Source organism: Sphingopyxis sp. KK2 (genome assembly GCF_001990265.1).
Taxonomy (GTDB): domain Bacteria; phylum Pseudomonadota; class Alphaproteobacteria; order Sphingomonadales; family Sphingomonadaceae; genus Sphingopyxis.
Genome location: NZ_LYVN01000054.1, coordinates 1 through 24,529, shown reverse-complemented (window position 1 = coordinate 24,529; position 24,529 = coordinate 1). Strand labels below are relative to the sequence as shown.

The following is a 24,529-nucleotide window of genomic DNA, read 5'->3' as shown; positions in this document are numbered from 1 at the left end:
GGGGGCGACCGTCTGGGGCCAGCCCGCCGCGATCGCTGGCGCGGCGGTGGCCAGCCTGGTCGCGGGCGAAGCGACGATCGCGATTACAAGCTGGGCGGCGCTGTCGGTGATCTTCTGGCTGCTCGCGTTCCGTTTCGACGCGGCGTGGCTCGGCAGGGCAGGGCGGATCGCGACCGGCGCCCTGATGCTGCTCGCCGTCGCGCTGCATCTGGTGCTGCGCGGCGGCGCGACGTCGGCCGATGCGGTGGCGTGGATCGTCAACGCGGGGTTCCTCGTCGGAGGCCTCGCCCTTCTGCTGCCCGACCTTCGGGTGAAGCCGCGCGCTCAAACCCCGGCGGGATAATCAATTTCGGCGCAAGGCCGGCCGTCTCCGACCGGCCCGCGCAGCCCCGAACGTGTTAAGGCCGGGATGAGGGCTCGACGAAGGTCAGCGTCGTCACGTTGATCGTCTTCGAAACCTGCTTGCCGCCGAGCGCGCGGTCGCCGTCGATCGTGTGGCTTGCCGAGACGAGGTAGCGCCCCGGCGCGGTCACGGGAACGTCGATCCGGCCCTGGGCATCGGCGGTGAAACTCTTCTGCCAGCGGTCGGCGTTGATGACGGTGACCTTGGCGCCGGCAAGCGGCTTGCCGAGCCAGGTCACGACAAAGCTGTCGGCGTCCGGGGCCGTAGGCGCGATCTCGAAGTCGAGCTTCGTTCCCGTCTCGCTGCGACCGGCGCGCGCATAATAGACGACGCCTTCCCATTTGCCGCCCTCGCCCTCCCAGGGCGCGAAGACATTGTCGTCGGCCAGCCGCACATCGCCGGTCCCGGTCACGGCCGCCTCGATGTGATTGGTGCGGCGCGCGAGTGTCGCGGGCTTCGCGCGGTCGGCCTGGAACACCGCCGGGGCCTTGAGGTTCGGGAACTCGGGATCGCCCGCTTCGGGAACGAGGTCGGCGGGTTCGCCCAGATAGATTCGCGCCGGGCCGGTGCCGTCGCGCTCGATCCACACCTCATGGGCCGCTGCGGGCGATGCGAGGAAGCTGACGGCGATCAAGGCCGCAAAGGTCATTTTCATGGACTGTTCCTCCTGGGGCCATGCCTGGCGGGCATGGTCGTTTGTGGGGACGTACCCCGGACCGATGCCTGTGGCTCCGCCCCCACACTATTGCAAACGATTATTAATAGCTTGCGAATGTAACGCGTTCGCTATAGCCGCCGGCCGAAATTGAGATCGAGTCGCAAGAAGGGAATTGCCATGACCGTCCGAAACATCGCGCTTTGCGGAGCCGCAGCGCTGGCTTTTGTAGTCAATCCGGTTTGGGCGGGCGAAGGAAACGAGGCGGCGACGACCGCCGGCGACGAAGCGGCTGCAACCGCCGAAGCCGATGCGGGCGATGACGGCGACACCATCGTCGTCACCGGCTATACCGGGACCAAGACCGATACCGCGCTGCTGGAACTGCCGCAGCCGGTCAAGGTCATCACCGCCGACCAATATGAGGCGCAGGGCGCGATCAGCATCAGCGACACGGTGAAATATGCCGCCGGCGTCCTCGCCAACCCCTATGGCCGCGACACCCGCGTCGATGGCTTCAACATCCGCGGCCTCGACGCGCTGCAGTTCCGCGACGGCATGCGCGACATTTTCAGCTATTATGCCTCGATCACCTCGGACCCCTATAATTTCTCGCGCGTCGAGATCGTCCGCGGCCCGGCATCGGTGCTGTTCGGACAAGGATCGATCGGCGGCCTCGTCAACCTCGTCAGCAAGACCCCCGACTTCACCACGCGCGGCGAACTCAACCTCGTCTATGGCAGCTTCGACCGCAAGGAAGTGCTCGGCGACGTCAACCTCGCGCTCGCCGACAATCTCGCGGTGCGCTTCGTCGGACGGGCCCGCGATGCCGACACCTATGTCGACCATGTCCCCGACGACCGCGTGATGTTCGCGCCCTCGATCCGCTGGCAGCCGACCCCCGACACCGACGTCGTGCTGACCGGCCTCTATCAGGAGGATGACACCGGCTCGACCTCGCAGTTCCTGCCGATCGTCGGCACCTTCATGCCCAACGATGTCGCCGGCCAGCAACTCGACCGCTACACTTTCGTCGGCAAGCCCGGCTGGGACCGCTATGCCGGCCGCTCGCTCCAGGGCGGCGGGTCGATCACGCACCGCTTTTCGGACAATGTGCGGCTCAGCCTCAAGGCACGCTACATCGACAGCGACCTCGAATATAAGACGCACTATGCCGACAGCTATTCGAACCCGCAGGATCCCTTTTCAGTCTATGGCACCGACGGTCGCACCATCGGGCTTTACGCCGATGCCAGCGACGCGCGGATGAACGTCTTTTCGACCGACAATAATCTGCAGTTCAATTTCAACACCGGCGCCAATATCGAGCACAAGCTGCTCGTCGGCCTCGATTACAGCTGGAACAAGGTGCAGAAGCGCGGGATCTTCGGCTTCGAGATCGTCGATCTCTACGACATCGATTATGATGCTCTGCTGACCTATGAACCCGGCGGCCCCTTCACCACCGAAAGCCAGAAGCAGCTGGGCGTCTATGTCCAGGACCAGATCCGTTTTTACGACCGCGTCTCGGTCGTGCTCGGCGCGCGCCGCGACCGCGTCACCGGCTCGTCGGGGCAGAAGGACAATGCCACCACCTTCCGCGCCGGCATCATCGGCGAGGTCGGCGCCGGTTTCTCGCCCTTCTTCAGCTATACCGAGAGCTTCCTGCCGGTCGCGGGCCGGATCGACAATGGCGACGGCACCTTTGGCGATCCCTATGTCCCGCAGACCGGTACGCAGTATGAAATCGGCGTGAAATGGCAGCCGACCCCGGCCACGCTCGTCACCGCCACCGCCTTCAAGATCAAGGAACGCAACCGCGTCCTCTATCTCGCCGCGGGCGGCACCACGCAGTCGGGCGAACTCAACACCAAGGGCTTCGAGATCGAGGCGAGCCACACGCTGCCCGGCAATTTCGAATTGCTCGCCAATTACGGCTATTCGAAGCTCCGGTCGGAAACCAACACCAGCCTCGACTATATGCCGCGCCACACCGCATCGCTCTGGTCGACCAAGACCTTCGGCCTCGCGGGCGAAGCACAGCTGCGCCTCGGCGCCGGCGTCGTGTATAGCGGCAAGAGCGTCTCGACCAGCCCGGTCTGGTCGATCGTCACGCCCGACCGCACGACGGTCGACGCGCTCGCCGAGATCAACTGGAACAATTGGCGGCTGGCGGTCAACGCGACCAATTTGTTCAACAACAAATATTTCGCGTCCTGCCTCGCGCGCGGCGACTGTTTCGTCGGCGCGCCGCGCAATGTCATGGGCACGCTCGGCTATCGCTTCTGATCGCAGGGGGCGTGCCGCGTGGCGGACGCCCGCTCGACGGGGTGGCCGTGGATGATGACAGGGCAGGCTATTGCGAGGCAGTCGCAATCTTGCGATAGGGGCGGCATGAGCAGGTCAGCCGGATTATCGCGCGCCAATGGTCGGTGGGACGTCGCGGTGCGCGCGCTCGCGGCGGTGCCGCTCAACTATGCCGTGACGAGTGCGTTGACGATGCTGCTCGCGCGGCTGCTGCCGGGCAGCGCCGCGCAGGCGACGATCGGCGCGACGCTCCTGTCCTTCCTTGTCTTTGCGGCGATCGCGATGACCGCCTTTGCGGTTCGCTCGGTGCCGCGGCTGTGGCTGGGTCTGATCGCGACCGGCATCGCGGCCGCCGCCGCCGACTGGTGCCTGATCGCCTGGGGAGGCAGGCTGTGAAAAATGGTTTCCGCCAATCGATGGCGTGGCTCCATACCTGGACCGGCCTGCTGCTCGGCTGGCTGTTGTTCGCGATCTTCGTCACCGGAACCTCATCCTATTTCCAGGAGGAGATCACCGCCTGGATGACCCCCGAGGTGCAGGGCGTGTCCGCCGACGGCGCGGAGAGTTACGCGGCGGCGACGCGCTGGCTGGCGCGGGAGGTGCCAGGCGCCGGTGAATGGTCGATCTATTCGGCGGGCAAGCGCGCCGCGGGGCTGCAACTCTATTGGGTCAATGGTCCCGACGCGCCCGAAGATGCGCCGACCAGTGCGCGCCTCGACGGCGCCGGGCACAAGGTGGAGGCGCGCGACACGCGCGGCGGCGCCTTCCTCTACCGCTTCCATTACGATCTTTATTATATCAACTGGTATTGGGCGCGCTGGATCGTCGGCATCGCCGCGATGGCGATGCTCGTCGCGATCCTGTCGGGGATCGTCACGCACAAGAAGATCATCGCCGACTTCTTCCTGCTCCGGCTCGGCAAGGGGCAGCGCAGCTGGCTCGATGCGCATAATGCGTCGAGCGTGCTGTTCCTGCCCTTCATCCTGATGATCACCTATACCGGGCTGGTCAGCCTCGCGACGCACTATATGCCGTGGGGCATCGCCGCCAATTATGCGAGCGAAGACAAATTCTTCGAGGCGGCCTTTCCCTGGCCTGCGCCGGCGGAGAAGGCCGGGCCGGCGCCGCTCACTGCGATCGCGCCGCTGGTCGAGCGGGCCGAACGGACGTGGGGCGCGGGCGCCGGGAGCGTGCGTGTCCTCAATCCCGGCGACCGGACCGCGCAGGTGATCGTGTCGACCGCGCCCGACGCGGGCATGTCGGTCCGGCCGCGTTCGCTGACCTTCGACGGCGTGACCGGAAAGCTTGTCGGCGCCCATGATCCCTCGGGCGCCGCGAGCGCGACCGAAGGCACGATGATCGGGCTGCACGCGGGCCGCTTTGCCAGCGCCGTGCTGCGCACCCTCTATTTCCTCTCGGGCCTTGCCGGCTGCGTCATGGTGGGGTCGGGCCTGATCCTGTGGACGGTCAAGCGCCGCGCCAAGCTGGCCGATCCCGACCGACCGCATTTTGGCTTCCGCCTCGTCGAAAAGCTCAACATCGGCGCGATAGCCGGGCTGCCCTTTGCCATCGCCGCCTATTTCCTCGCCAACCGCCTGCTGCCGCTTGCCGGCGACGGGCGAAGCGACCGCGAGATTGCCGCCTTCTTCATCGCCTGGGGCGCCACCTTCGTCTGGGCGGGGGTGCGCCCCACGCCGCGCGCTTGGCCCGAGGCACTGGCGGTGACGGCGATCGCCTTCGCCTGCGTGCCCATCGTCAATGCGCTGACCACCGACCGGTCGCTGGTGGCGAGCCTGATCGCGGGCGACCGGGTCTTTGCCGGCTTCGACCTGGCGATGCTGCTTGCCGCCGCGGGCTTCGGCTGGGCGGCGTCGCGGGTGTTGCGGCGAACGGCCAAGCCAGTGGGCCGGTCGGCCAAGCCGTCACCCACGGCGGCGGAGGCGCTATGACCCATATTCTGCTGCTGCTGTTCACGACGACGGGCTTCGCGCTCCTGTGCCTGTCGCGCACGCGGCACCAGTCCGCGCTGGTCGGTCGCAAGCTTTCGGCGCGAACGACGCGCCATGCCCGGTGGGGCGGGCTGCTCAGCCTTGCGCTCGCCTTCTATGTGGCGGGACACGGGATCGGATGGGCGGCGGGAGCGGTCGAGTGGCTCGGCGCCGCGAGCCTCGGTGCACTCGTGACCATGACGGCGCTTTCGATCCGGCAGGGGCGCGAAGCTTCGCGCTGAGCGCTCTTACGGCGCGGACCGGCCGTCGGGCCGCGGGTGGACCGCTGTCATCGTGCGGGCGATCAGCCTCGCCGAGCAGGGCCGCCAACGCAATCCGGGATAGTCGGACGCTATCCTATTCCCACTCGATCGTTCCCGGCGGCTTCGACGTATAGTCGTAGACGACGCGGTTGATGCCCTGCACCTCGTTGATGATGCGCGTCGCGCAGCGGCTGAGGAAGCTGGCATCGAAGGGATAGATGTCGGCGGTCATGCCGTCGGTGGAGGTCACGGCGCGCAGCGCGCAGACATGGTCGTAGGTGCGGTAATCGCCCATCACGCCGACGGTCTTGACCGGCAGCAGCACCGCAAAGGCCTGCCAGATTGCGTCGTACAGCCCGGCGTTGCGGATTTCCTCGAGATAGACCGCGTCGGCCTTACGCAAAATGTCGCAGCGGTCCTTGCTGACCTCGCCGGGGATACGGATCGCAAGGCCGGGGCCGGGGAAGGGGTGGCGGCCGACGAAGATGTCGGGCAGGCCGAGCTCCTTGCCGAGCAGGCGGACCTCGTCCTTGAAGAGTTCGCGCAGCGGTTCGACCAGCGCCATCTTCATGCGCGCGGGCAGGCCGCCGACATTGTGATGGCTTTTGATCGTGACGCTCGGGCCGCCTGTGAAAGAAACCGATTCAATCACGTCGGGATAGAGCGTGCCCTGCGCTAGGAAATCGGCGCCGCCGAGCTTCTGCGCTTCCTCGTCGAACACATTGATGAATTCGCCGCCGATGAACTTGCGCTTCGCCTCGGGGTCGGTGACCCCGGCGAGCCCCGCCATGAAGCGTTCTTCGGCATCCACGACGACGAGCGGGATGTTGTAATGGTCGCGGAACAGGCGCTCGACCTGTTCGCGCTCGTTCATGCGCAGCAGGCCATGGTCGACGAAGACGCAGGTGAGCTGCTCGCCGATCGCCTCGTGGATCAGCACCGCGGCGACCGCGCTGTCGACGCCGCCCGACAGGCCGCACAGCACGCGCTTGTCGCCGACCTGCGCGCGGATTTCGGCGATCTTGGTGGCGCGAAACTCGGCCATCGTCCAGTCGCCCGAACAGCCACAGACGTGGCGGACGAAATTCGCGATCAGCTTGGCGCCATCGGGGGTGTGGACGACCTCGGGGTGGAACTGCGTGCCATAATAGCGGCGTTCGTCGTCGGCGATCAGCGCGAAGGGGGCGCCGTCGCTGACCGCGACGATGCGGAAACCGGGAGCGAACTCGGTCACCTTGTCGCCATGGCTCATCCAGACCTGGTGGCGTTCGCCGACCTCCCACAATCCGTCGAACAACACGCAGGGTTCGGTGACGGTCAGGAAGGCTCGGCCGAACTCGCCGTCGCGTTCGCCATCGGCGCCGCCGGGTTCGACCCGGCCGCCGAGCTGGGCGCTCATGACCTGCTGCCCGTAACAGATGCCGAGCACCGGCAGGCCGCTGTCGAACACCGACTGCGGCGCGCGCGGGCTGCCCTCGTCGGGGACCGAGGCGGGCGATCCCGAAAGGATCACGCCCATCGGCTTCATGCGCTCGAGCGCGGCTTCGGCCTGGGTGAAGGGGACGATTTCGCTATACACCCCGGCTTCGCGGACGCGGCGGGCGATCAGCTGGGTCACTTGCGACCCGAAATCGACGATCAGGATGGATTCGGGAGGTTGTATGGACATGGCGCCACCTAAGGAGGCGGCCCGTTTGTGTCCAGTAGTTCCGGCCACAGAAAAAGGGGCGTCCCGTCGGGGCGCCCCTTTTTCGTTCTAGCATGGGACTGCTGTCGGGCGGCCCCTATCCGCCGTTCGTGGAACTTTTGTTGCACTGCCATATTGTTGCGACAAACGCCGCCTAGCTGAACGGCCGGGGCAACTGGACGTCAGGGCGGGTTCAGCCCGCCTCGCTAAACAAAGACAAAGATAAAAGAAAAAGGCTCTTCCCTCTCATGCAGAAACTGTCCTCCTCCTTGTCGGTCAAGGCCGTACTGCTCGCGGCAGGCGCATCGCTGGCCTGCCCGGCGATGGCCGAAACTGTGGCCGATCCGGTCGCAATCGCTGCCGTGGCGGCCGCCGACCAGCCGGTCGACGTCACGGCGGTCGATCCGCAGGGCAGCAACGACGACGGTTATGAGGACGAGATCGTCGTCACCGCGCCGCGCCTTGCCGGACAGCTCGACACCGATTTTACCGCCGAGGCCGAACTCGATGAAGCCGCGATCGCCAGCTATGGCGTGTCGAACGTCGAGGAATTGCTCACCGCGCTCGCGCCGCAGACGCGCTCGGGCCGCGGGCGCGGCAGCGGGCGGCCGATCATCCTCGTCAACGGGCGCCGCGTCGGCGGCTTTGGCGAGGTGCGCAACCTGCCCCCCGAAGCGATCGCCAAGGTCGAGGTCTTTCCCGAGGAAGTCGCGCTGCAATATGGCTATTCGGCCGACGAGCGCGTCGTCAACCTCGTGCTCAAGCCCAATTTCCGCCAGATCACGGTCGAGGCCGAGGGCGGCATCCCGACGCAGGGCGGGCGTTTCCAGAGCGAAATCGAACCCAGCTTCCTGATGATCGGCGAAAATGGCCGCGTAAACATCAACGCCGGCTGGGAACATGCGACCATGCTCCGCGAGAGCGAGCGCAATCTCGACTATGACACCCCCGCGCAGGCCGCCGAGGCGCCGGTGCGCAGCCTGCTGCCCGCGACCGACACCTACAAGATCGACGCGACGGTCCAGCGCAGCCTGAACAAGCTCACCGATGCGTCGATCAACATACGGTTCGACCAGACCGACAGCCTGTCGCTGCTCGGCCCCGGCGTGGGCGGCGTCACCGACCCGCTGATGCGCGACAGTCGCAGCCGCAACCTCGCGTCGACCGCCAGCGTCAACGGCATGATCGGCGACTGGCGCTGGTCGGCGGGCGCCAATTATTCGGATGCCGATTCGCTGATCTTCACCGACCGCATCAGCGGCGTGCGCGACCGGTTCGACAGCAGCCAGCAGAGCTTCGGCGGCAACGCCAATATCTCGGGCGGGCTCGGCGACGGCTGGGCGGGGCCGATCCGTCTGTCGGCAACCGCGAGCTATTCGGGGCTGCGCTTCAACAGCCGGTCGCAAACCGCGCTGGCGACGGTGAACACCGACCTCGCACGCGACCTGCCGGGCGTGCTCGGGTCGCTCACCATCCCGCTGCTCGATCCCGAATATGGCAGTGGCGGCATCGGCCGGGTGTCGCTGACGCTCAGCGGCCAATATCAGGACCCGAGCGATTTCGCCGCACTCAAGAGCTGGGGCGCGAACGTAAACTGGGGCATCACCGACAATCTGTCGGTCGTCGCGAGCTTCAACAGCGACGAGGCCGCGCCGGGCATCCAGCAGCTCGGTGCCGCGCCGCTGGTGACGCCTGCGGTCACCTATTATGATTTCGCGACCGGTCAGACGGTGCAGATTACCACGACGACCGGCGGCAATCCCGCCCTGCTCGCCGAACAGCGCCGCGACCTCAAGCTGGGGCTGAACTGGTCGCCGCCGATGATCGAGGGGCTGAATTTCTCGGTCAATTACAACCGCAACAAAAGCTATGACACGGCGAACAGCTTCCCGCTGCTGACCCCGGAGATCGAGGCGGCCTTCCCCGATCGCGTCACCCGCGACGCGAATGGCGTGCTGATCGCGCTCGACCAGCGGCCGGTCAATTACGACCGCACCGAAAATTCGCAGATCCGCTGGGGCTTCAACTTCGGCAAGAGCTTCGGCCAGCAGCAACAGGGCGGCCCCGGTGCCGGTGGCCCCGGCGGCGCGCGGCCCGAAGGCGCGGGCGGGCGTCCCCCCGGCGGCGAAGGCGGTCCGGGTGCGCAGCGCGGCCCGGGCGGTCCCGGCGGCGGCGGTCCGCGCGCGGGCGGCGGCGGGCGTGGCCCGGGCGGCCCCGGCGGCATGTTCGGCGGCCCGCAGGGCGGGCGCTGGCAGGTGTCGCTCTATCACACGCTCAAGCTGACCGACACGGTACTGATCCGTCCCGGCGTGCCCGAACTCGACCTGCTCGACGGCTCGGCGACGGGCAGCAATGGCGGCAGCAACCGCCACCTGTTCGAGCTCGACGGCGGCGTCTTCAACAAGGGCCTCGGCGTGCGCGTGAGCGCGAAGTACGACAGCGGCAGCACCGTGACCGGCGGGACCGCGGGCGACCTGAACTTCGGCGACCTCGCGACCTTCAACCTGCGCGTCTTCATGGATTTTAACCAGAAGCCCAAGCTGCTCGAGAAGATGCCCTTCCTCAAGGGCTCGCGCCTGCGCCTCGCGGTCGACAACATCTTCGACGCGCAGCGCAAGATCACCGACGGCAACGGCGCCGTGCCGCTCAACTACCAGCCGGGCTATATCGACCCCTTGGGCCGCTATATCGAGCTGGAGTGGCGCAAGGCTTTTTAGGCCGAGAGGATCGTCGTGCCGAGTGCGGCGCCCTTCGGGGCCGCGCTTGCGGGGACGAAGGTCAGCGCCTTCGCGAATTGCGCGGTGCAGGCGAACCAATTGTAGCGCGCGCCGAGCGCGGCCGCATCGGCGCGGTCGCAGACCAGCGCGGCGGCGATGGCCGCGTCGAGATCGGCGTCGAGCGCCCCCGCACCATCGCGGATGATGTCGGCCGGGCCGGGCACCGGATAGGCGGCGACCGGCGTGCCCGCGCTCAGCGCTTCGATGATGACCAGGCCGAAGGTGTCGGTCCTGCTCGGGAAGACGAAGACGTCGGCGCCGGCATAGGCCGACGCGAGCGCGGCGCCGGTCTGCTTGCCGAGGAACAGCGCGCCCGGATAGCGCGCGCGCAGTTCGGCGAGGGCCGGGCCGTCGCCGACGACCACCTTGGTGCCGGGCTGGTCGGTGTCGAGAAAGGCCTCGATATTCTTTTCGACCGCGACCCGGCCGACATAGAGCTGGATCGGGCGCGCCAGGCTGACGAACGCCGGATGCGGCGCGCGGTCGGGACGAAACAGGTCATGATCGACCCCGCGTTCCCACAGCATCGTCTGGCCGAGCCCCTGGCCGGCGAGCTCGCGCGCGAGGCTGCGCGTCGCGACCATGATGTGGCGCGCCGGGCGGTGGAACCAGCGGATGAAACGCCAGACGAAGGCAGGCGAGACGGGCAACCGCGCCGCGACATATTCGGGGAAGCGTGTGTGATAGGCGGTGGTGAAGGGGAATTGGTTGCGGATGCACCAGCGCCGCGCCGCCATGCCGAGCGGCCCCTCGGTCGAAATATGGATCGCCTCCGGGGCGAAGGCGGCGATATGCCGCCCGACCTTGCGCCAGCCGGCGAAGGCGAGGCGGATTTCGGGGTAGGAGGGGCAGGGGACTGAGCGGAACAGGTCGGGGGAGATCACGCCGACCTCATGCCCCGCAGCGCGCAATTCGCCGATCGTTGCCTGCAACGTGCGGACGACGCCGTTGACCTGCGGCTCCCACGCGTCGCTGACGATCAGGATCCGCATCAGGCCGCCCGCGCCGGAGCGGGCAGCGACAGCTGCGCCGGGGCGCTGCGCTGCGCGACTTCCTGCGCCCAGTGCAGGATTTCCATCGTGCCGTCGTGATGCTCGACCAGCGCGGTGCAGCCTTCGACCCAGTCGCCGTCGTTATAATAGTCGACGCCCTCGATCTCGCGCATCTCGGCGCTGTGGATGTGGCCGCACACCACGCCGTCGACCCCGCGCGTGCGTGCTGCATGCGCGACGACTTCCTCGTAACGGCCGATGAACTGGACGGCGTTCTTGACCTTGTGCTTGGCGACCATCGACAGCGACCAATAGGGCAGGCCGAGCTTCTTGCGCACCGCGTTGACCGCGACGTTGCACTTCATCAGCGCGGTGTAGGCGGCGTCGCCGACAAAGGCGAGCCAGCGGTGCGCGAGCATCACCGCGTCGAAATCGTCGCCATGGACGACGAGCAGTTTCTTGCCCGTCGCGGTTTCGTGGATTGCCTCGCGGCGAATCTCGACCCCGCCGAAATCGAAACCGTCGAAGGGCTTGATCATCTCGTCATGGTTGCCGGGGACATAGACGACGCGCGTGCCGCGCTTGGCGCGCTTGAGCACGCGCCACACGACGTCATTATGCTCGGGCGGCCAGAAATGGCGCTTCTTGAGCCGCCAGCCGTCGATGATGTCGCCGACGAGATAGAGTGTCTCGCAATCGACATGGTCGAAGAAATCGATGAGCATCGCGGCGTTGCAGCCGCGGGTGCCGAGGTGGATGTCGCTGACCCACACCGTCCGATAGCTTCGCCGTTCGCCGATGACGCGTTCGGGAATATGCGGGTCGGTGGTGAAGGGGTCGGGGAAACGGGCGGGGATCGGCAGGGTGGAAATCGACGCCATGTCATGCTCCGAAAGCAGCCTTTGCTGCCCACGGGCTAGACAGGAGTTTTGTTACAGCGCGGGAATCGAAGCCGCGACAGTTCGGAGAAAGTTTCGGGGCAGTTCGGTGACGATCTCAGCTGTTCAATCCTCGTCATTGCGAGGAGCCGAAGGCGACGCGGCAATCCAGATGGGCGTAAACCGCTCCGGATTGCTTCGCTTCGCTCGCAATGACGAGATCTTTTTGAAGGTTAGACCCGCCGGATCACAAGATTGCGGATCTCGCTCATGTCCTCGATCGCGAAGCGCACCCCTTCGCGGCCGAGCCCGCTGTCCTTCACCCCGCCATAGGGCATGTTGTCGACGCGGTAGCTCGACACGTCGTTGACGACGATGCCGCCGACGTCGAGATGGTCCCACGCCTCGAGCACCTTGTGCAGGTCACTGGTGAACAGCCCGGCCTGCAACCCGAACTTGCTGTCGTTGACCTCGGCCAGCGCTTCGTCCCACTTCGCGAACTTCGACAGCACGACGACGGGACCGAACGCTTCCTCGACCACCACATCGGCGTCGCGCGGGACATTCTCAAGCAATGCGGCCTCGAGCATATTGCCTTCGCAGCCGCCGCCCGCGAGCAGGGTGGCACCCGCCGCCACCGCGGCGTCGATCCAGCCTTTCAGGCGCTGTGCTTCCTTGACCGAGATCATCGGGCCGATGAAGGTGTCGTGGAGCTTGGGATCGCCCGATTTCAGCGTCTTGACCTTCGCGGTGAGCATGTCGCGGAAGGTCTCGTAGATGTCCTCATGGATGATCACGCGCTGGACGTGGATGCAGCTTTGCCCCGACTGGTAATAGCCGCCGAAGATGATCCGCGCGAGCGCATGGTCGAGGTCGGCGTCCTTGTCGACCACGACCGCGGCGTTACCGCCGAGTTCGAGCACGACCTTTTTCTTGCCCGCCTTGGCCTTCAAATCCCAGCCAACGCCCGGCGAGCCGGTGAAGGAGAGGAGTTTCAGCCGCTCGTCGGTGGTGAACAGGTCGGCACCGGCGCGGCTCGCGGGGAGGATGCTGAACGCACCCTCGGGCAATATGTCGCATTCGGCGAGCACCTCGCCCATGATGATCGCGCCGAGCGGCGTCATCGACGCGGGCTTCATCACGAAGGGACAGCCGATCGCGATCGCCGGCGCGATCTTGTGCGCGGCGAGGTTGAGCGGGAAATTGAACGGCGAGATGAAACTGCACGGGCCGATCGGCACGCGCTTCCACATCCCCATATAGCCCTTGGCGCGCGCCGAGATGTCGAGCGGTTGGATTTCGCCATAGTTGCGCACCGCTTCTTCGGCGGCGATGCGGAAGGTGTCGATCAGGCGGCTGACTTCGCCCTCGGCATCGGCGATCGGCTTGCCCGCTTCGACGCACAGCGCATAGGCGAGTTCGTCGAATCGCTCCTGAAAGCGCGTGACGCAATGCGTGAGCACATCGCGCTTCTCGAAACTCGCGAGCCGCGCCATCGGTTCGGCGGCGCGGACGGCGCCGGCGATCGCTTCGTCGATCACATCGGGGGTTGCCAGCGCGGTGCGGAAGGCCACCTCGCCGGTATATTTGTCGATAACCTCAAGGTCGGTGTTCGGCTGCACAGCCTTGTTGTTGAGATAGAGCGGGTAGACGTCTTTGAGTTTCATTCACTTTCTCCCCCCTCCCGCTGGCGGGAGGGGCCGGGGTGGGCCTGTAGAGGTCGCACGCTCGCTGCGCTCACGCCCACCCCTAACCCCTCCCGCTTGCGGGAGGGGGACTCAAAGTTACATTTCCTTCGACAGCTTCTTGATGTCGATATTCAGGATCTGGTCGTTCTCGCTATAATCGACCGGGCAGTCGATCAGATGCACGCCCGGCGTATCGCGGGTGTGTGCGAGCAGTTCCTTGAGATGTGCGGCGCTTTCGACGCGGTGGCCGTGCGCGCCATAGCTTTCGGCATATTTGACGAAATCGGGGTTGCCATAGGTCAGGCCCCAATCCTTGAAGCCCATGTTCGCCTGTTTCCAGCGGATCATGCCATAGCTGTTGTCGTTGAGGATCAGCACCGTCATGTTGAGGCCGAGGCGGACCGCGGTCTCCATTTCCTGGCTGTTCATCATGAAGCCGCCGTCGCCGCAGATCGCCATCACCTTGCGGTCGGGATAGATCATCGACGACATCATCGCGCTCGGCAGGCCGGCGCCCATCGTCGCGAGCGCATTGTCGAGCAGCACCGTGTTCGGGCGATAGGCGGTGTAGCCGCGCGCGAACCAGATCTTGTACACGCCATTGTCGAGGCAGATGATGCCGTCGTCGGGCATTGCGTCGCGGATCGACTGGACCAGATGCGGCGGGAAGATCGGGAAACGTTCGTCCTTGGCGAGCGGGGCGGTATGGTCGACCTCGCCCTGGCGATAGGCCAGCATATGGTCGAATTTCCAGCTGCCGCTGGGGACGATGTCTTCCTTGATCTGCCACACCGCATTGGCGATGTCGCCGATCACCTCGATATGCGGGAAATAGACGGGGTCGACCTCGGCGGTCTTGCTCGAGATGTGGATCACCGTCGGGCCATCCTCCTTCATGAAGAAGGGCGGCTTTTCGATCACGTCATGGCCGAGATTGACGATGCAATCCGACGCTTCGACCGCGCGGTGGACGAAGTCACCCGCCGACAGCGCGGCGCAGCCGAGGAACTTCGGATGCCGCTCGTCGATCACGCCCTTGCCGAGCTGGGTGGTGAGGAAGGGGATGCCGGTCTTCTCGATGAATTGCAGCAGCATGCGGCTGGTCATCGTGCGGTTGGCGCCGGCGCCGATGACGAGCACGGGCGATTTGGCATTCTCGAGCGCCTTCACCGCCTCGCGGATCGACTTGGTGTCGGCGTTGGGGCGCCGCGCATGGCTGCGCTTCAGCGGACGCGAATCGGTATGCTCGTCGGCGATGTCTTCAGGCAGCTCGATATGCACCGCGCCGGGCTTTTCTTCCTCGGCAAGGCGGATCGCCTCGCGCACGCGGCTCGGGATATTGTCCGACGACGCCATCTGATGGGTGAATTTGGTGATCGGCGACATCATCGAGCAGACGTCGAGGATCTGGAAGCGGCCCTGCTTCGACTTCTTGATCGGCTTTTGCCCGGTGATCATCATCATCGGCATGCCGCCGAGCTGCGCATAGGCAGCGGCGGTGACGAAGTTGGTGGCGCCGGGGCCGAGCGTCGCAAGGCAGACGCCGGTCTTGCCGGTGTGGCGACCGTAAGTCGCGGCCATGAAGCCCGCGCCCTGTTCGTGCCGCGTCAGGATCAGCTTGATCTTGGTCGACCGCGACAGGCTGTCGAGGAAGTCGAGATTCTCTTCACCCGGAACGCCGAAAATATATTCGACGCCTTCTTCCTCCAGGCATTCGATGAACAGGTCGGATGCTTTTTTCATGTGACAGTCGCCCCCTCAGCCATGCACCCCATTGGTGCGGCCCCAAGTCCGTGCCGGCGACCCTCGACACTTGTTTCAATACAGGGGCACTCGTCGTCAGGCCGCGAGTCCCTGCTGCATCGGGAAGCGGTTGTAACGAGGGGGAAAGGCGTTGTCACCCACCCGCGGGCGACCGCCGCTCAATCGATATCGAACAATCCCGCAAGCTGCTCGACCATCGTGCCGCCGAGCTGTTCGGCGTCCATGATCGTCACCGCGCGGCTATAGTAGCGCGTGACGTCGTGGCCGATGCCGATCGCGCACAGTTCGACCGGCGAGCGGTTCTCGATCCATTCGATCACCTGGCGCAGATGCTGGTCGAGATAGGCGCCATGATTGACCGACAGCGTGCTGTCGTCGACCGGCGCGCCGTCGCTGATCACCATCAGGATGCGGCGTTCCTCGGGACGGTTGACGATGCGGCTGTGCGCCCAGATCAGCGCCTCGCCGTCGATATTTTCCTTGAGCAGCCCTTCGCGCATCATCAGCCCGAGCGATTTGCGCGCGCGGCGATAGGGTTCGTCGGCGGGCTTGTAGATGATGTGGCGAAGGTCGTTGAGGCGGCCGGGGTGCGGCGGACGCCCCGCGGCGAGCCAGTCCTCGCGGCTCTGCCCGCCCTTCCACGTCCGCGTGGTGAAGCCCAAAATCTCGGTCTTCACGCCGCAGCGTTCGAGCGTGCGCGCGAGGATGTCGGCGCTGATCGCCGCGATGCTGATCGGGCGGCCGCGCATCGAACCGCTGTTGTCGATCAGCAGCGTGACGACGGTGTCGCGGAAGTCGGTATCGCGCTCGATCTTGTAGCTCAGGGACTGGCCCGGCGAGACGATGACGCGCGCGAGCCGCGCGGCGTCGAGCTGGCCTTCCTCCTGGTCGAAATCCCAGGCGCGGTTCTGCTGCGCCATCAATCGGCGCTGGAGCCGGTTGGCGAGCTTGGTCACCGCACCTTGCAGATGCTGCATCTGCTGGTCGAGATAGGCGCGCAGCCGCGTCAGTTCGTCGGCATCGCACAGTTCGGTCGCGGCGATGATCTCGTCATGCTTTTCGGTGAAGCGGACATAGTTGAAATCGGGGACGTCGGTGGGCAGGCGGTTGGGGCGCACGGGCAGCATGCCCTCGTCGCCTTCGCCGCCCATTTCGGGTTCGCCGTCGGCTTCCATTTCCTGCGCGTCGGGGTCGCTGTCGCCGTCGTCGGCCTGGTCGCCCGCGGTTTCGGCGCGCGCGTCGACCTGCTGCTCGCTGCTGCCGCCTTCCTCGCTTTCCTGTTCGTCCTGCGATTCTTCGGCTTCGCTCTGGTCCTCGTCGCCGCTGTCCTCGGCGCCCTCGTCCATCGGCTCGTCGCCATAGATGAGGTCGAGGTGGCGGAGCGCAAGTTTGGCGGTTTCGGCGAAGGCTGCCTGGTCGTCGACGAGCATCCCGAGCGCGGCGATGTCGCCGCCCGCCGCTCCGGCGATCCAGTCGCTGATCAGCCCGAGCCCCTTTTCGGTCCCCGGCGGCGGCGCTTCGCCGGTCAGCGCCTCGCGCAGCATCAGTTCGAGCGCCGAGGATACGGGGACGTCGTCGCGGCTCTGCGCGCGCGCGATCGGGTCCGACCGCATCCGCATGGCGAGGCTCGCCGACAGATTGGCGCGCATGCCGTCCATGTTGCGCGCGCCCAGCGCCTCGATCCGCGCGCGCTCCATGGCGTCGAAAGCGGCGGCGGCGAGCGGCTCGCCAGGACGCGCTGCGGCGTGGAGCTTTTCGCTATGATGCTTCATCCGCAGCGCATAGCCATCGGCGAACCCGCGCGCCTCGGCGACCTGCTCGGCGGGCAGGGTGCGCGACGGGGTCGGCACCTTGATCGTCTTGCCGATCTGCGCCGGCGCGTCGGCGGTGAAGCCGACCTCGACCTCGGCATCGCGCGTCACCGCGCGCGCCACGCTCGACAGCGCGGCCTTGAAATCGTCGAGGGGGGAAGAGGTGGTCATGGCGAGTCGGCTCTAACCAGCTTTGGTCTTGGGGGGAAGATAGCTATGCTCGCTTGACCCGGCCCGATCGCAAGAGCATCGGCACCTCATGGCTTCCCGCGCATCCTCCCCGATGAAACAGCCCTGGATCGTCATCCTTTGCGCGGCGTTCATCGTCACGCTGGCGATGGGCGTGCGCCAGAGCTTCGGCCTTTTCCTGCCGCAGATGAGCGTCGATATCGGGATCAGCCGCTCGGACTTCGGGCTCGCGATGGCGCTCCAGAATTTGCTCTTCGGGCTGGTGCAGCCCTTCGTCGGGGCACTCGCCGACAAGCATGGCGCGGGGCGCGTCGTGCTCGCGGGTGCGCTCCTCTATGCGCTCGGGCTGGTCGGCGCGGCCTTTGCGACCGACGCGATCGGGCTGCACATCAGCTTCGGCCTGCTGATCGGCATGGCGCAGTCGGCGACGACCTTCGTCGTCGTGCTCGGCGCGGTCGGTCGGGTGGTGTCGCCCGAAAAGCGTAGCGGCGCCTTCGGCATCGTCACCGCGGGTGGATCGCTCGGTCAGTTCCTCGTCGTGCCGCTCGCCTCGATGCTGCTCGGCACCATCGGCTATCACGAGACCTTGTGGATCATGGCGGGGCTCGTCGCGCTGTGCGGGCTGCTCGCGATCGGCGTTGCCGGGCGGACCGATGGCGGTGCCAGCCTGACCCTCGAGGTCGAGCAGAGCGCGCGCGAGGCGCTGCGCGAGGCGGCGGTCCATCGCGGCTATTGGCTGCTCAACGCTGGCTTCTTCGTTTGCGGCTTCCACATCGCCTTCATCGCGACGCATCTGCCGGCCTATCTCGACGACAAGGGGCTGGGGATCGGAATCGGGGCGCAGGTGCTCGCGCTGGTCGGGCTGTTCAACATCCTCGGTTCCTATGTGTTCGGCCGCGCGGGCGACTTTCTGCGCCAGAAATATGTGCTGTCGGGGCTCTATGTCGCGCGCTCGGCGGTAATCGCGCTCTTTCTCTTCCTGCCTTTGAGCCATGCGAGCGCCTTGGTGTTCGCGGGGGCGATGGGTTTCCTGTGGCTCGGCACCGTGCCGCTCACCAGCGGAATCGTCGGGCGCATCTTCGGCATCCGCTACCTGTCGATGCTCTATGGCATCGTGTTCTTGAGCCACCAGGTCGGCAGCTTTTTCGGCGCGTGGATGGCGGGGCTGATCTTCGACCGGACGGGCAGCTATGACATCGCCTGGGGCTTTTCGATCGCGCTCGGCCTCTTCGCGGGGATCGTCCACCTGCCGATCGCCGACGCGCCGGTCAAACGGCTGCAGGCCGCATGAGGCTGGCGCGACAGGATTGGGTGGCGCTCGTGCTGTTCGCGCTCGTCGCGGTCGGTGGGCTGTGGCTGTGGACGGGCGAGGGGCCGGTGGTCTGGCTCACCGGCATCGCGATCATGTGCGGCTTCGGCTGAGCGCTATTGCAGTATTTCCAGCGGGGTGCGGTTGCAGATCGCCTCGTCCTGCTCCTTCGGCGCGGCCGGGTCGGGCGCCAGCCGGAACACATGCGGAAATTGCGTCGCGACGCGTTCGGACCGGCTGCGCTTGCCTGCAACCACGTCGACGAAATCGCGGCACGCGACCGCGCTGCGCAGGAAATTGCTGTGCCCTGTCGATCCGCGCGACACGTCGGTGGTGTCGACGATGGTGAGGCCGGGGACCGCGGCGGCATAGCAGCGGACCGGCAGGCCCTTGGCTTTCAGGCCGGCCGCCTCGAACGGATCGAAGCAATAGGGCGAGCCGAGCCGCGGATAGCCGTGCAGCGTGCGCGACGCCGCGAGCGCCTTGTCGCGGCCCGAGACATAGACGGTGATCCGCCGGTCGCGCGCGACGCGGCGCGCGGCGAGCACTTCCTCTTCGATGTCGCGCTCGAAGGTCTCGCGATCGATGTCGGGCGAGGCGAGGATGATGTTCGAGATGTTGCTGCTGTCGGCGCTGCTCGACGAGCGATCGACATAGGAGACCGCCGGGATCACCAGCCGCGCGCCGAGCGAGTGCGAGACGATGACGATCTCCTTGACCCAAGGCTGCTCGGCCATGGTTTTCAGGAAGTCGCGGAAATTGCGGACGTCGTGATACATGTTGGTTTCGTCGACCGCATAGCCGAGCAGGTCGTGCTGCGACGGCCAGCTATATTCGACCACCGGCCCGTCGAAGCCCGTCATCCGCGCGATCTGCGCCGCGTCCTTCGACGTGGTTTCGAAACTCTCGCGATAACCATGGACGTAGAGCAGCACGCGCCCCTGCCGCCGGTCGGTCTCGGCCTGCAGCGCCTGCCACCAGTCGCCCGGCGCCTGGAACGCCATCGGGGTCAGCAGCCGCTTCTTGCCGTCGATCCTGGTTTCCTGCGGCAGGCCGAACCGGCCATAGCGGACATGATCGCCGCGATGGGTGAGCAGGCGGATGTCGGGGCTGCGGCAATCGGGCAGCCGGCTCGTCGCGAAGAACAAAGGCAGGGCGGCCTCGTCGACCACGGCGCCGGGCTGCGCGGCACAGCGCGGGTCGGCGACATAGTCGGCATGGCGGACCTTGCCGTAGTCGACCGCGCTGACGCAGCCCGAGAGGAGCAGCGCGGCAGATGCCACCATCAGGTGGCGCAGCCGCATCACTTGCCGACGACGCCCTCGGGCAGGTCTTCGCCGAACACGCGCTGATAATATTCGGCGACGATCATCCGTTCGGCCTCGTCGCACTTGTTGAGGAACGACAGGCGGAAGGCGAAGCCGAGGTTGTTGAAGATCGCGGCATTCTGCGCCCAACTGATCACGGTGCGCGGGCTCATCACGGTCGAGATGTCGCCGTTGATGAAGCCCTGGCGGGTCAGGTCGGCGACCTTGACCATGTTCGCCACCGTCGTGTCGTCGGTGTCGGGCACCTTGGCGAGGATGATCGCGCTTTCGGTCGCGGCGGGCAGATAGTTCAGCGTGACGACGATGTTCCAGCGGTCCATCTGGCCCTGGTTGATCTGCTGCGTGCCATGGTACAGCCCGCTCGTGTCGCCGAGCCCGACGGTGTTCGCGGTCGAGAAGAGGCGGAAATTGGGGTTCGGGCGGATCACGCGGTTCTGGTCGAGCAGGGTCAGCTTGCCCTCGGTCTCCAGCACGCGCTGGATCACGAACATCACGTCGGGACGGCCCGCGTCATATTCGTCGAACACCAGCGCGGTCGGGGTCTGCAGCGCCCAGGGGAGCAGGCCTTCGCGGAACTCGGTGACCTGCTGGCCATCGCGCAGCACGATCGCGTCGCGGCCGACGAGGTCGATACGGCTGATATGCGCGTCGAGGTTGACGCGGATGCACGGCCATTTCAGCCGCGCGGCGACCTGTTCGATATGCGTCGATTTTCCGGTGCCGTGATAGCCCTGCACCATGACGCGGCGATTATATTTGAAGCCCGCGAGGATCGCGAGCGTCGTGTCGCCGTCGAAGACATAGGCGGGGTCGAGGTCGGGCACGCGCTCGTCGGCCTCGCTGAACGCCGGAACCATCATGTCGATATCGACCCCGAACATCTCGCGCGCGCTCACCTCTGTATCGGGCGCCGCGAGCAGCGTCGAGCCATGGTGGTCGGGGAGGCTGTTGGGGATATCGGTCATGTCATAGTCCAGCAGATTTAGGAGAGAGTCGCCGCGCGGCGGCGCTTCGCCGTCGCGGTATCGATATGGGTTGCGCCATGCAACGCCTTATTCAGAGGATATCGAGCGCCCGCAATACCGACGACTGGTCATAATAGGGGCGCTCGCAGACGATCTTGTCGCTGCCCGGCGCGAACTGGAAGCTCGCCGCCATGCGGACGCGGAACGCCTTGCCCGTCGGTTCGACGGTGCGCAGCCCCAGGTTGAGCGGGCCGAGGTGGGTGCCGGTCAGCCAGAATTCGACGAGCACCGTGTCGGTCGCGGCATCGGCGGCGATCGATATCACCTCGTTGCCCTGATCGGGAAAGGGGATGCGCGACTGGGTGAAATAGCTGCGGACCGCGGCCTCGCCGTCGAAGATCGCGCCGGGGCCATGGAGTTCGTAGCGCGGATGCTCGAAGGTCTCGATCACCGCATCCCATTCGTGGGTGATTTCCAGCGCCATGTGGCGGCGGACCACCGCGATGCGCTTTTCGTCCAGGTCGCTCATTGCAGCTCTCCCGTCAGGCGAAGGCTTTGGCCTTTCTGAGCAACTGATATGCCGCAACCACCTCGCCGAGTCTCGTTTCAAAACTGCGGTCGCCGCCGTTGCGGTCGGGGTGATATTTGCGCACCAACTCGCTGTAGCGGCGGCGCAGCGCGGCGCGGTCGGCGTCGGCGGGCAGCGCGAGCAATTGCATCGCGGCATGTTCTTCGCGCGACAGGCCGGGGTTCGCCGCTTCGCGCCGCGCCTCATCCATCCGCTGGCGAAAGCGCGCGCCCAGCGCGTCGATCGGATCCTTGAAATCGGCCCAGCGCGGCGGCAGGTCGGCGCTGCCCGCGGGGCGAAAGGTGCGGCTCTCGGTTTCCCAGCCCGATGTGGGCGTCTGCGCCGCCATGATCTGGTCGGCGCTCATGCCCTCGAAATAATTGTAACCGCTGTTGAATTCACGGACATGGTCGAGACACAGCCAGCGATATTGCGGCGGCCCGTCGGGCGAGCGGGTGCCCGAAATCGGCGCGCGAAACTCGCCGGCCTCGCGGCATCCGGGCGCGGCGCAGCGCTCTTCGCGGGGCACGCGGCCATGGAATCGGGTCGGGCGGGTCGGGGACGGCAAAAGGCACTCTCGGGGATCGGGGGAGGTCTTATCATTTGGCGACGATGGCCCTATGGTCAACCCCATGAGCACCCCCGGACCCGTACAAAAAGAGATGGAAGGGTTGCTGACGGCGGCCTTCCCCGACGCGCAGTTCACCCTCAGCAACGACAGCGCCAAGCATCATGGCCATAGCGGCGACGACGGCAGCGGCGAGTCGCATTTCAGCCTGAACATCGAGTGGGCGGGCTTCGCCGGCCTCAATCGCGTTGCGCGCCAGCGCGCGGTCAACAAGGCGCTCGGCGACCTTCCCGGCCAGCGCGTCCATGCGCTCGCGATCCGCGCGACGGCGCCGGGCGAATAGATGCGGCCCAAGCGTCCCGCCGCGCGGCTGCTGGTCACCGACCCGGCCGGCCGGTTGCTGCTGTTCCGCTTCACGCCCGCCGACCGCGCCCCCTTCTGGTGTACGCCCGGCGGCGCGGTCGACCCCGGCGAGACGTTCGAGGAGGCGGCGCGGCGCGAGCTTCGCGAGGAAACGGGGATCGACGCCGACCCCGGACCGGTGGTCGCGGTGCGCCACGTGCGCTTCGTCACGCTCAAAGGCGTCGATGTCGATGCCGAAGAACGATATTTCGAGATCGGGGTCGAGCGGGCGGAGATCGATACCGGCGGGCACACCGACCTCGAACGGCGGGTGATGCTCGATCATCGCTGGTGGACGCCCGACGAGCTTCAGGCGCAGGACGAGGTCTGGTTTCCCGATAATCTGGTCGATATCTGGCGCGAGGCGCTCGATCGCAAGGTCATGGAGCAAGGATGATGGTGGGCAAGGTCAATCTGGCGGAGGCTTTTGGCCGCTTCCACGATCATTGGAACCCGCGCGTCGCGGGCGACATCAATAATTTTCAGGTCAAGCTGGTGAAATTCGCGGGCCAGTTCGACTGGCACCATCATGACGCCGAAGACGAACTTTTCCTCGTCGTCGCGGGGCGGATGAAGATGGGGCTGCGGACCGGCGATGTGATCGTCGAACCCGGCGAGTTCATCATCGTGCCGCACGGGACCGAGCATTGCCCCGAAGCGCTCGACGGCGAATGTTCGGTGCTGTTGCTCGAACCCAATTCGACGCTGAACACGGGCAATGTCGAAACCGAAAAAACACGAAAGACGCTGGAAAGGCTGGACTGACCGATGGACGTCATCACCCCTTCGACCCATGATATCGGCGCGTTCGATGTGCGGCGCACGCTGCCGAACAAGGCGCGCACGATGGTGGGGCCCTTCATCTTCGTCGACCAGTTCGGCCCGGCGCATTTCGACATCGGCAAGGGCATGGACGTGCGTCCGCACCCGCATATCAACCTGTCGACGGTGACCTATTTGTTCGAAGGCGCGATCGAGCATCGCGACAGCCTCGGCACCCGGGCGACGATCCGTCCCGGCGCGTGCAACCTGATGACCGCGGGGCATGGCATCGTCCATTCGGAGCGCACCCCGGCCGCCGAGCGCGCCACCGGGTCGCCGATCTCGGGCATGCAGACCTGGCTCGCGCTGCCCGACGGCAAGGAGGAGATCGACCCGGCGTTCGAACATGTCGCGAAGGACGATCTGCCGCTGATCGAGGATGGCAGCGTGTCGGCGCGGATCATCATGGGCAGCCTTTGGGGCGCGACCTCGCCGATCACCCAGCATAGCGCGACGATCTATGCCGACATCCTGATGAACGCCGGCGCGACGATCCCGATCGAGGCCGAAGCCGACGAACGCGCAATCCTGGTGGCGCTCGGCGACGCCAGCCTCGACGGCGAGGTGCTCGAGCGGCACAGCCTCTATATCCTGAAACCCGGGCAGGCGATGACGCTGCGCGCGAACAGCGACGCACGCGTGATGCTGCTCGGCGGCGAGGCGTTCACCACCCCGCGCCATGTCTGGTGGAATTTCGTCAGCTCGTCGCGCGACCGGATCAATCAGGCGAAGCACGACTGGAAAGAGCGCAAATTCCCGCTCGTCCCCGGCGACAGCGAGGAGTTCATCCCGATCCCGGAAGTGCCGAAGACGGTCAGCTATCCATGAGCCTGTTGCTGGCGCTCGCCATGGCTGCGGCGCCGGAACCGGTGTTCGACTGCGCGATCGGCGGCAAAAGGCTGACGGTGACGCAGCAGGACGGCGCACTCGTCTATCGCTACGGCACGGCGACAAAGGCCGAGCTGCGGCTCGTCGCCGATGCCGCCGGCGGCAAGCTCTTCTATCACCGCACCCTCTATCCGCGCGGCGAGGACCAGACGCTCCGCTTCGTGAACGGCGACCATAGCTATGTCGTCTACGCCCATTGGTCGGCACCAAGCATCGGGATGACCGAGGAGGGCGGCAGTCCCGAAGTCGCCTATGGCGGGCTGATCGTGCTCAGGAA

Annotated in this window: 23 protein-coding genes and 1 pseudogene; 13 read left to right on the top strand and 11 right to left on the bottom strand. The window is 66.2% G+C overall.

The genetic code is table 11. From position 1 onward, the window contains the following. Positions 1-343 (top strand): annotated as a pseudogene (locus B1A78_RS22635) (hypothetical protein); the annotation flags it as partial. A 55-nt stretch (positions 344-398) separates the two neighbouring features. Here the strand turns inward: B1A78_RS22635 and B1A78_RS10940 are convergent. Further along, positions 399-1,058: a DUF4198 domain-containing protein gene (locus B1A78_RS10940; RefSeq protein WP_077146999.1), complete on the bottom strand. Its 660-nt coding sequence runs from the start codon at positions 1,056-1,058 to the stop codon at positions 399-401. A gap of 180 nt (positions 1,059-1,238) precedes the next feature. Here B1A78_RS10940 and B1A78_RS10935 point away from each other — a divergent pair, with 180 nt between their 5' ends. The 4 genes from B1A78_RS10935 to B1A78_RS10920 all read left to right on the top strand — a co-directional run bounded on the left by B1A78_RS10935 (position 1,239) and on the right by B1A78_RS10920 (position 5,595). Next, complete coding sequence (locus tag B1A78_RS10935; RefSeq protein WP_077146998.1) at positions 1,239-3,347, top strand: TonB-dependent siderophore receptor; 2,109 nt, start codon at positions 1,239-1,241, stop codon at positions 3,345-3,347. 105 nt (positions 3,348-3,452) lie between these two features. Beyond that, positions 3,453-3,761, top strand: a complete 309-nt coding sequence (locus B1A78_RS10930; RefSeq protein WP_077146997.1) for a hypothetical protein — start codon at positions 3,453-3,455, stop codon at positions 3,759-3,761. Then, entirely contained in the window at positions 3,758-5,314 is a 1,557-nt protein-coding gene (locus tag B1A78_RS10925) for a PepSY domain-containing protein (RefSeq protein WP_077146996.1), read from the top strand. The genes B1A78_RS10930 and B1A78_RS10925 overlap by 4 nt, the downstream gene beginning before the upstream one ends. Continuing rightward, positions 5,311-5,595, top strand: a complete 285-nt coding sequence (locus B1A78_RS10920) for a DUF3325 domain-containing protein (RefSeq protein ID WP_077146995.1) — start codon at positions 5,311-5,313, stop codon at positions 5,593-5,595. The genes B1A78_RS10925 and B1A78_RS10920 overlap by 4 nt, the downstream gene beginning before the upstream one ends. A 115-nt stretch (positions 5,596-5,710) precedes the next feature. On the opposite strand, the gene guaA is transcribed toward B1A78_RS10920, so the two are convergent. Beyond that, on the bottom strand, positions 5,711-7,285 hold the full coding sequence (gene guaA / locus B1A78_RS10915) for a glutamine-hydrolyzing GMP synthase (protein ID WP_077146994.1): 1,575 nt from the start codon (positions 7,283-7,285) through the stop codon (positions 5,711-5,713). 266 nt (positions 7,286-7,551) lie between these two features. Here guaA and B1A78_RS22280 point away from each other — a divergent pair, with 266 nt between their 5' ends. Further along, positions 7,552-10,020: a TonB-dependent receptor plug domain-containing protein gene (locus tag B1A78_RS22280; RefSeq protein WP_077146993.1), complete on the top strand. Its 2,469-nt coding sequence runs from the start codon at positions 7,552-7,554 to the stop codon at positions 10,018-10,020. On the opposite strand, the gene B1A78_RS10905 is transcribed toward B1A78_RS22280, so the two are convergent. From B1A78_RS10905 to cobT, 5 genes are all read right to left on the bottom strand, one after another. Continuing rightward, the gene (locus B1A78_RS10905; protein ID WP_077146992.1) at positions 10,017-11,072 is read right to left on the bottom strand and encodes a glycosyltransferase family 1 protein; all 1,056 of its coding nucleotides are present in this window, start codon (positions 11,070-11,072) and stop codon (positions 10,017-10,019) included. The genes B1A78_RS22280 and B1A78_RS10905 overlap by 4 nt on opposite strands. After that, the gene (locus B1A78_RS10900; protein ID WP_077146991.1) at positions 11,072-11,953 is read right to left on the bottom strand and encodes a UDP-2,3-diacylglucosamine diphosphatase; all 882 of its coding nucleotides are present in this window, start codon (positions 11,951-11,953) and stop codon (positions 11,072-11,074) included. Before B1A78_RS10900 ends, B1A78_RS10905 begins: the two co-directional genes overlap by 1 nt. 230 nt (positions 11,954-12,183) lie before the next feature. Next, on the bottom strand, positions 12,184-13,617 hold the full coding sequence (locus tag B1A78_RS10895; protein WP_077146990.1) for an aldehyde dehydrogenase family protein: 1,434 nt from the start codon (positions 13,615-13,617) through the stop codon (positions 12,184-12,186). A gap of 117 nt (positions 13,618-13,734) precedes the next feature. Continuing rightward, positions 13,735-15,381 (bottom strand): acetolactate synthase large subunit, encoded by a 1,647-nt coding sequence (locus B1A78_RS10890; protein WP_077146989.1) that lies wholly within the window; start codon positions 15,379-15,381, stop codon positions 13,735-13,737. Between the two features lie 179 nt (positions 15,382-15,560). Beyond that, positions 15,561-17,384, bottom strand: a complete 1,824-nt coding sequence (cobT, locus tag B1A78_RS10885) for a cobaltochelatase subunit CobT (protein ID WP_077146988.1) — start codon at positions 17,382-17,384, stop codon at positions 15,561-15,563. A gap of 112 nt (positions 17,385-17,496) precedes the next feature. Between cobT and B1A78_RS10880 the strand changes: the two genes are divergently transcribed. Together B1A78_RS10880 and B1A78_RS23110 are read left to right on the top strand one after the other, a co-directional pair. Then, entirely contained in the window at positions 17,497-18,693 is a 1,197-nt protein-coding gene (locus B1A78_RS10880) for an MFS transporter (RefSeq protein ID WP_144037778.1), read from the top strand. Continuing rightward, positions 18,690-18,824, top strand: coding sequence for a hypothetical protein (locus B1A78_RS23110; protein WP_256837836.1), 135 nt, complete (start codon positions 18,690-18,692; stop codon positions 18,822-18,824). Before B1A78_RS10880 ends, B1A78_RS23110 begins: the two co-directional genes overlap by 4 nt. 3 nt (positions 18,825-18,827) lie before the next feature. Here the strand turns inward: B1A78_RS23110 and B1A78_RS10875 are convergent, their stop codons facing one another. The 4 genes from B1A78_RS10875 to B1A78_RS10860 form a co-directional block, all read right to left on the bottom strand. After that, the gene (locus tag B1A78_RS10875) at positions 18,828-20,015 is read right to left on the bottom strand and encodes an alpha/beta hydrolase (RefSeq protein WP_256837834.1); all 1,188 of its coding nucleotides are present in this window, start codon (positions 20,013-20,015) and stop codon (positions 18,828-18,830) included. Beyond that, positions 20,015-21,004, bottom strand: a complete 990-nt coding sequence (cobS, locus tag B1A78_RS10870; RefSeq protein ID WP_077146985.1) for a cobaltochelatase subunit CobS — start codon at positions 21,002-21,004, stop codon at positions 20,015-20,017. Before cobS ends, B1A78_RS10875 begins: the two co-directional genes overlap by 1 nt. A 91-nt stretch (positions 21,005-21,095) precedes the next feature. Then, positions 21,096-21,533, bottom strand: coding sequence for an ester cyclase (locus B1A78_RS10865; RefSeq protein ID WP_077146984.1), 438 nt, complete (start codon positions 21,531-21,533; stop codon positions 21,096-21,098). A gap of 13 nt (positions 21,534-21,546) precedes the next feature. Further along, a complete protein-coding gene (locus B1A78_RS10860) occupies positions 21,547-22,140 on the bottom strand; it encodes a DnaJ domain-containing protein (RefSeq protein ID WP_077146983.1) in 594 nt (197 codons plus the stop codon). 64 nt (positions 22,141-22,204) lie between these two features. Between B1A78_RS10860 and B1A78_RS22085 the strand changes: the two genes are divergently transcribed. The 5 genes from B1A78_RS22085 to B1A78_RS10840 form a co-directional block, all read left to right on the top strand. After that, on the top strand, positions 22,205-22,483 hold the full coding sequence (locus B1A78_RS22085) for a BolA family transcriptional regulator (protein ID WP_256837830.1): 279 nt from the start codon (positions 22,205-22,207) through the stop codon (positions 22,481-22,483). After that, complete coding sequence (locus B1A78_RS22080) at positions 22,484-22,939, top strand: NUDIX hydrolase (protein ID WP_083734067.1); 456 nt, start codon at positions 22,484-22,486, stop codon at positions 22,937-22,939. It abuts the gene before it with no gap. Then, positions 22,936-23,307: a cupin domain-containing protein gene (locus B1A78_RS10850; protein WP_218667964.1), complete on the top strand. Its 372-nt coding sequence runs from the start codon at positions 22,936-22,938 to the stop codon at positions 23,305-23,307. The genes B1A78_RS22080 and B1A78_RS10850 overlap by 4 nt, the downstream gene beginning before the upstream one ends. Positions 23,308-23,310: 3 nt before the next feature. Beyond that, on the top strand, positions 23,311-24,192 hold the full coding sequence (locus B1A78_RS10845) for a pirin family protein (protein WP_077146982.1): 882 nt from the start codon (positions 23,311-23,313) through the stop codon (positions 24,190-24,192). Continuing rightward, on the top strand, positions 24,189-24,529 hold a 341-nt coding region (locus B1A78_RS10840; RefSeq protein WP_218667963.1), incomplete at its 3' end, for a hypothetical protein. The genes B1A78_RS10845 and B1A78_RS10840, both read left to right, overlap by 4 nt.

Excerpts from the sequence above, each read along its gene's own strand:
- B1A78_RS10880 (WP_144037778.1), top strand. The coding sequence starts at position 17,497 with ATGAAACAGCCCTGGATCGTCATCCTTTGCGCGGCGTTCATCGTCACG.
- cobS (WP_077146985.1), bottom strand. The coding sequence starts at position 21,004 with ATGACCGATATCCCCAACAGCCTCCCCGACCACCATGGCTCGACGCTG.
- B1A78_RS10890 (WP_077146989.1), bottom strand. The coding sequence starts at position 15,381 with ATGAAAAAAGCATCCGACCTGTTCATCGAATGCCTGGAGGAAGAAGGC.
- B1A78_RS10845 (WP_077146982.1), top strand. The coding sequence starts at position 23,311 with ATGGACGTCATCACCCCTTCGACCCATGATATCGGCGCGTTCGATGTG.
- guaA (WP_077146994.1), bottom strand. The coding sequence starts at position 7,285 with ATGTCCATACAACCTCCCGAATCCATCCTGATCGTCGATTTCGGGTCG.
- B1A78_RS23110 (WP_256837836.1), top strand. The coding sequence starts at position 18,690 with ATGAGGCTGGCGCGACAGGATTGGGTGGCGCTCGTGCTGTTCGCGCTC.
- B1A78_RS10875 (WP_256837834.1), bottom strand. The coding sequence starts at position 20,015 with ATGCGGCTGCGCCACCTGATGGTGGCATCTGCCGCGCTGCTCCTCTCG.
- B1A78_RS10895 (WP_077146990.1), bottom strand. The coding sequence starts at position 13,617 with ATGAAACTCAAAGACGTCTACCCGCTCTATCTCAACAACAAGGCTGTG.
- B1A78_RS10865 (WP_077146984.1), bottom strand. The coding sequence starts at position 21,533 with ATGAGCGACCTGGACGAAAAGCGCATCGCGGTGGTCCGCCGCCACATG.
- cobT (WP_077146988.1), bottom strand. The coding sequence starts at position 17,384 with ATGACCACCTCTTCCCCCCTCGACGATTTCAAGGCCGCGCTGTCGAGC.
- B1A78_RS10850 (WP_218667964.1), top strand. The coding sequence starts at position 22,936 with ATGATGGTGGGCAAGGTCAATCTGGCGGAGGCTTTTGGCCGCTTCCAC.
- B1A78_RS10905 (WP_077146992.1), bottom strand. The coding sequence starts at position 11,072 with ATGCGGATCCTGATCGTCAGCGACGCGTGGGAGCCGCAGGTCAACGGC.
- B1A78_RS22080 (WP_083734067.1), top strand. The coding sequence starts at position 22,484 with ATGCGGCCCAAGCGTCCCGCCGCGCGGCTGCTGGTCACCGACCCGGCC.
- B1A78_RS10940 (WP_077146999.1), bottom strand. The coding sequence starts at position 1,058 with ATGAAAATGACCTTTGCGGCCTTGATCGCCGTCAGCTTCCTCGCATCG.
- B1A78_RS10920 (WP_077146995.1), top strand. The coding sequence starts at position 5,311 with ATGACCCATATTCTGCTGCTGCTGTTCACGACGACGGGCTTCGCGCTC.
- B1A78_RS10900 (WP_077146991.1), bottom strand. The coding sequence starts at position 11,953 with ATGGCGTCGATTTCCACCCTGCCGATCCCCGCCCGTTTCCCCGACCCC.
- B1A78_RS22280 (WP_077146993.1), top strand. The coding sequence starts at position 7,552 with ATGCAGAAACTGTCCTCCTCCTTGTCGGTCAAGGCCGTACTGCTCGCG.
- B1A78_RS22085 (WP_256837830.1), top strand. The coding sequence starts at position 22,205 with ATGAGCACCCCCGGACCCGTACAAAAAGAGATGGAAGGGTTGCTGACG.
- B1A78_RS10930 (WP_077146997.1), top strand. The coding sequence starts at position 3,453 with ATGAGCAGGTCAGCCGGATTATCGCGCGCCAATGGTCGGTGGGACGTC.
- B1A78_RS10935 (WP_077146998.1), top strand. The coding sequence starts at position 1,239 with ATGACCGTCCGAAACATCGCGCTTTGCGGAGCCGCAGCGCTGGCTTTT.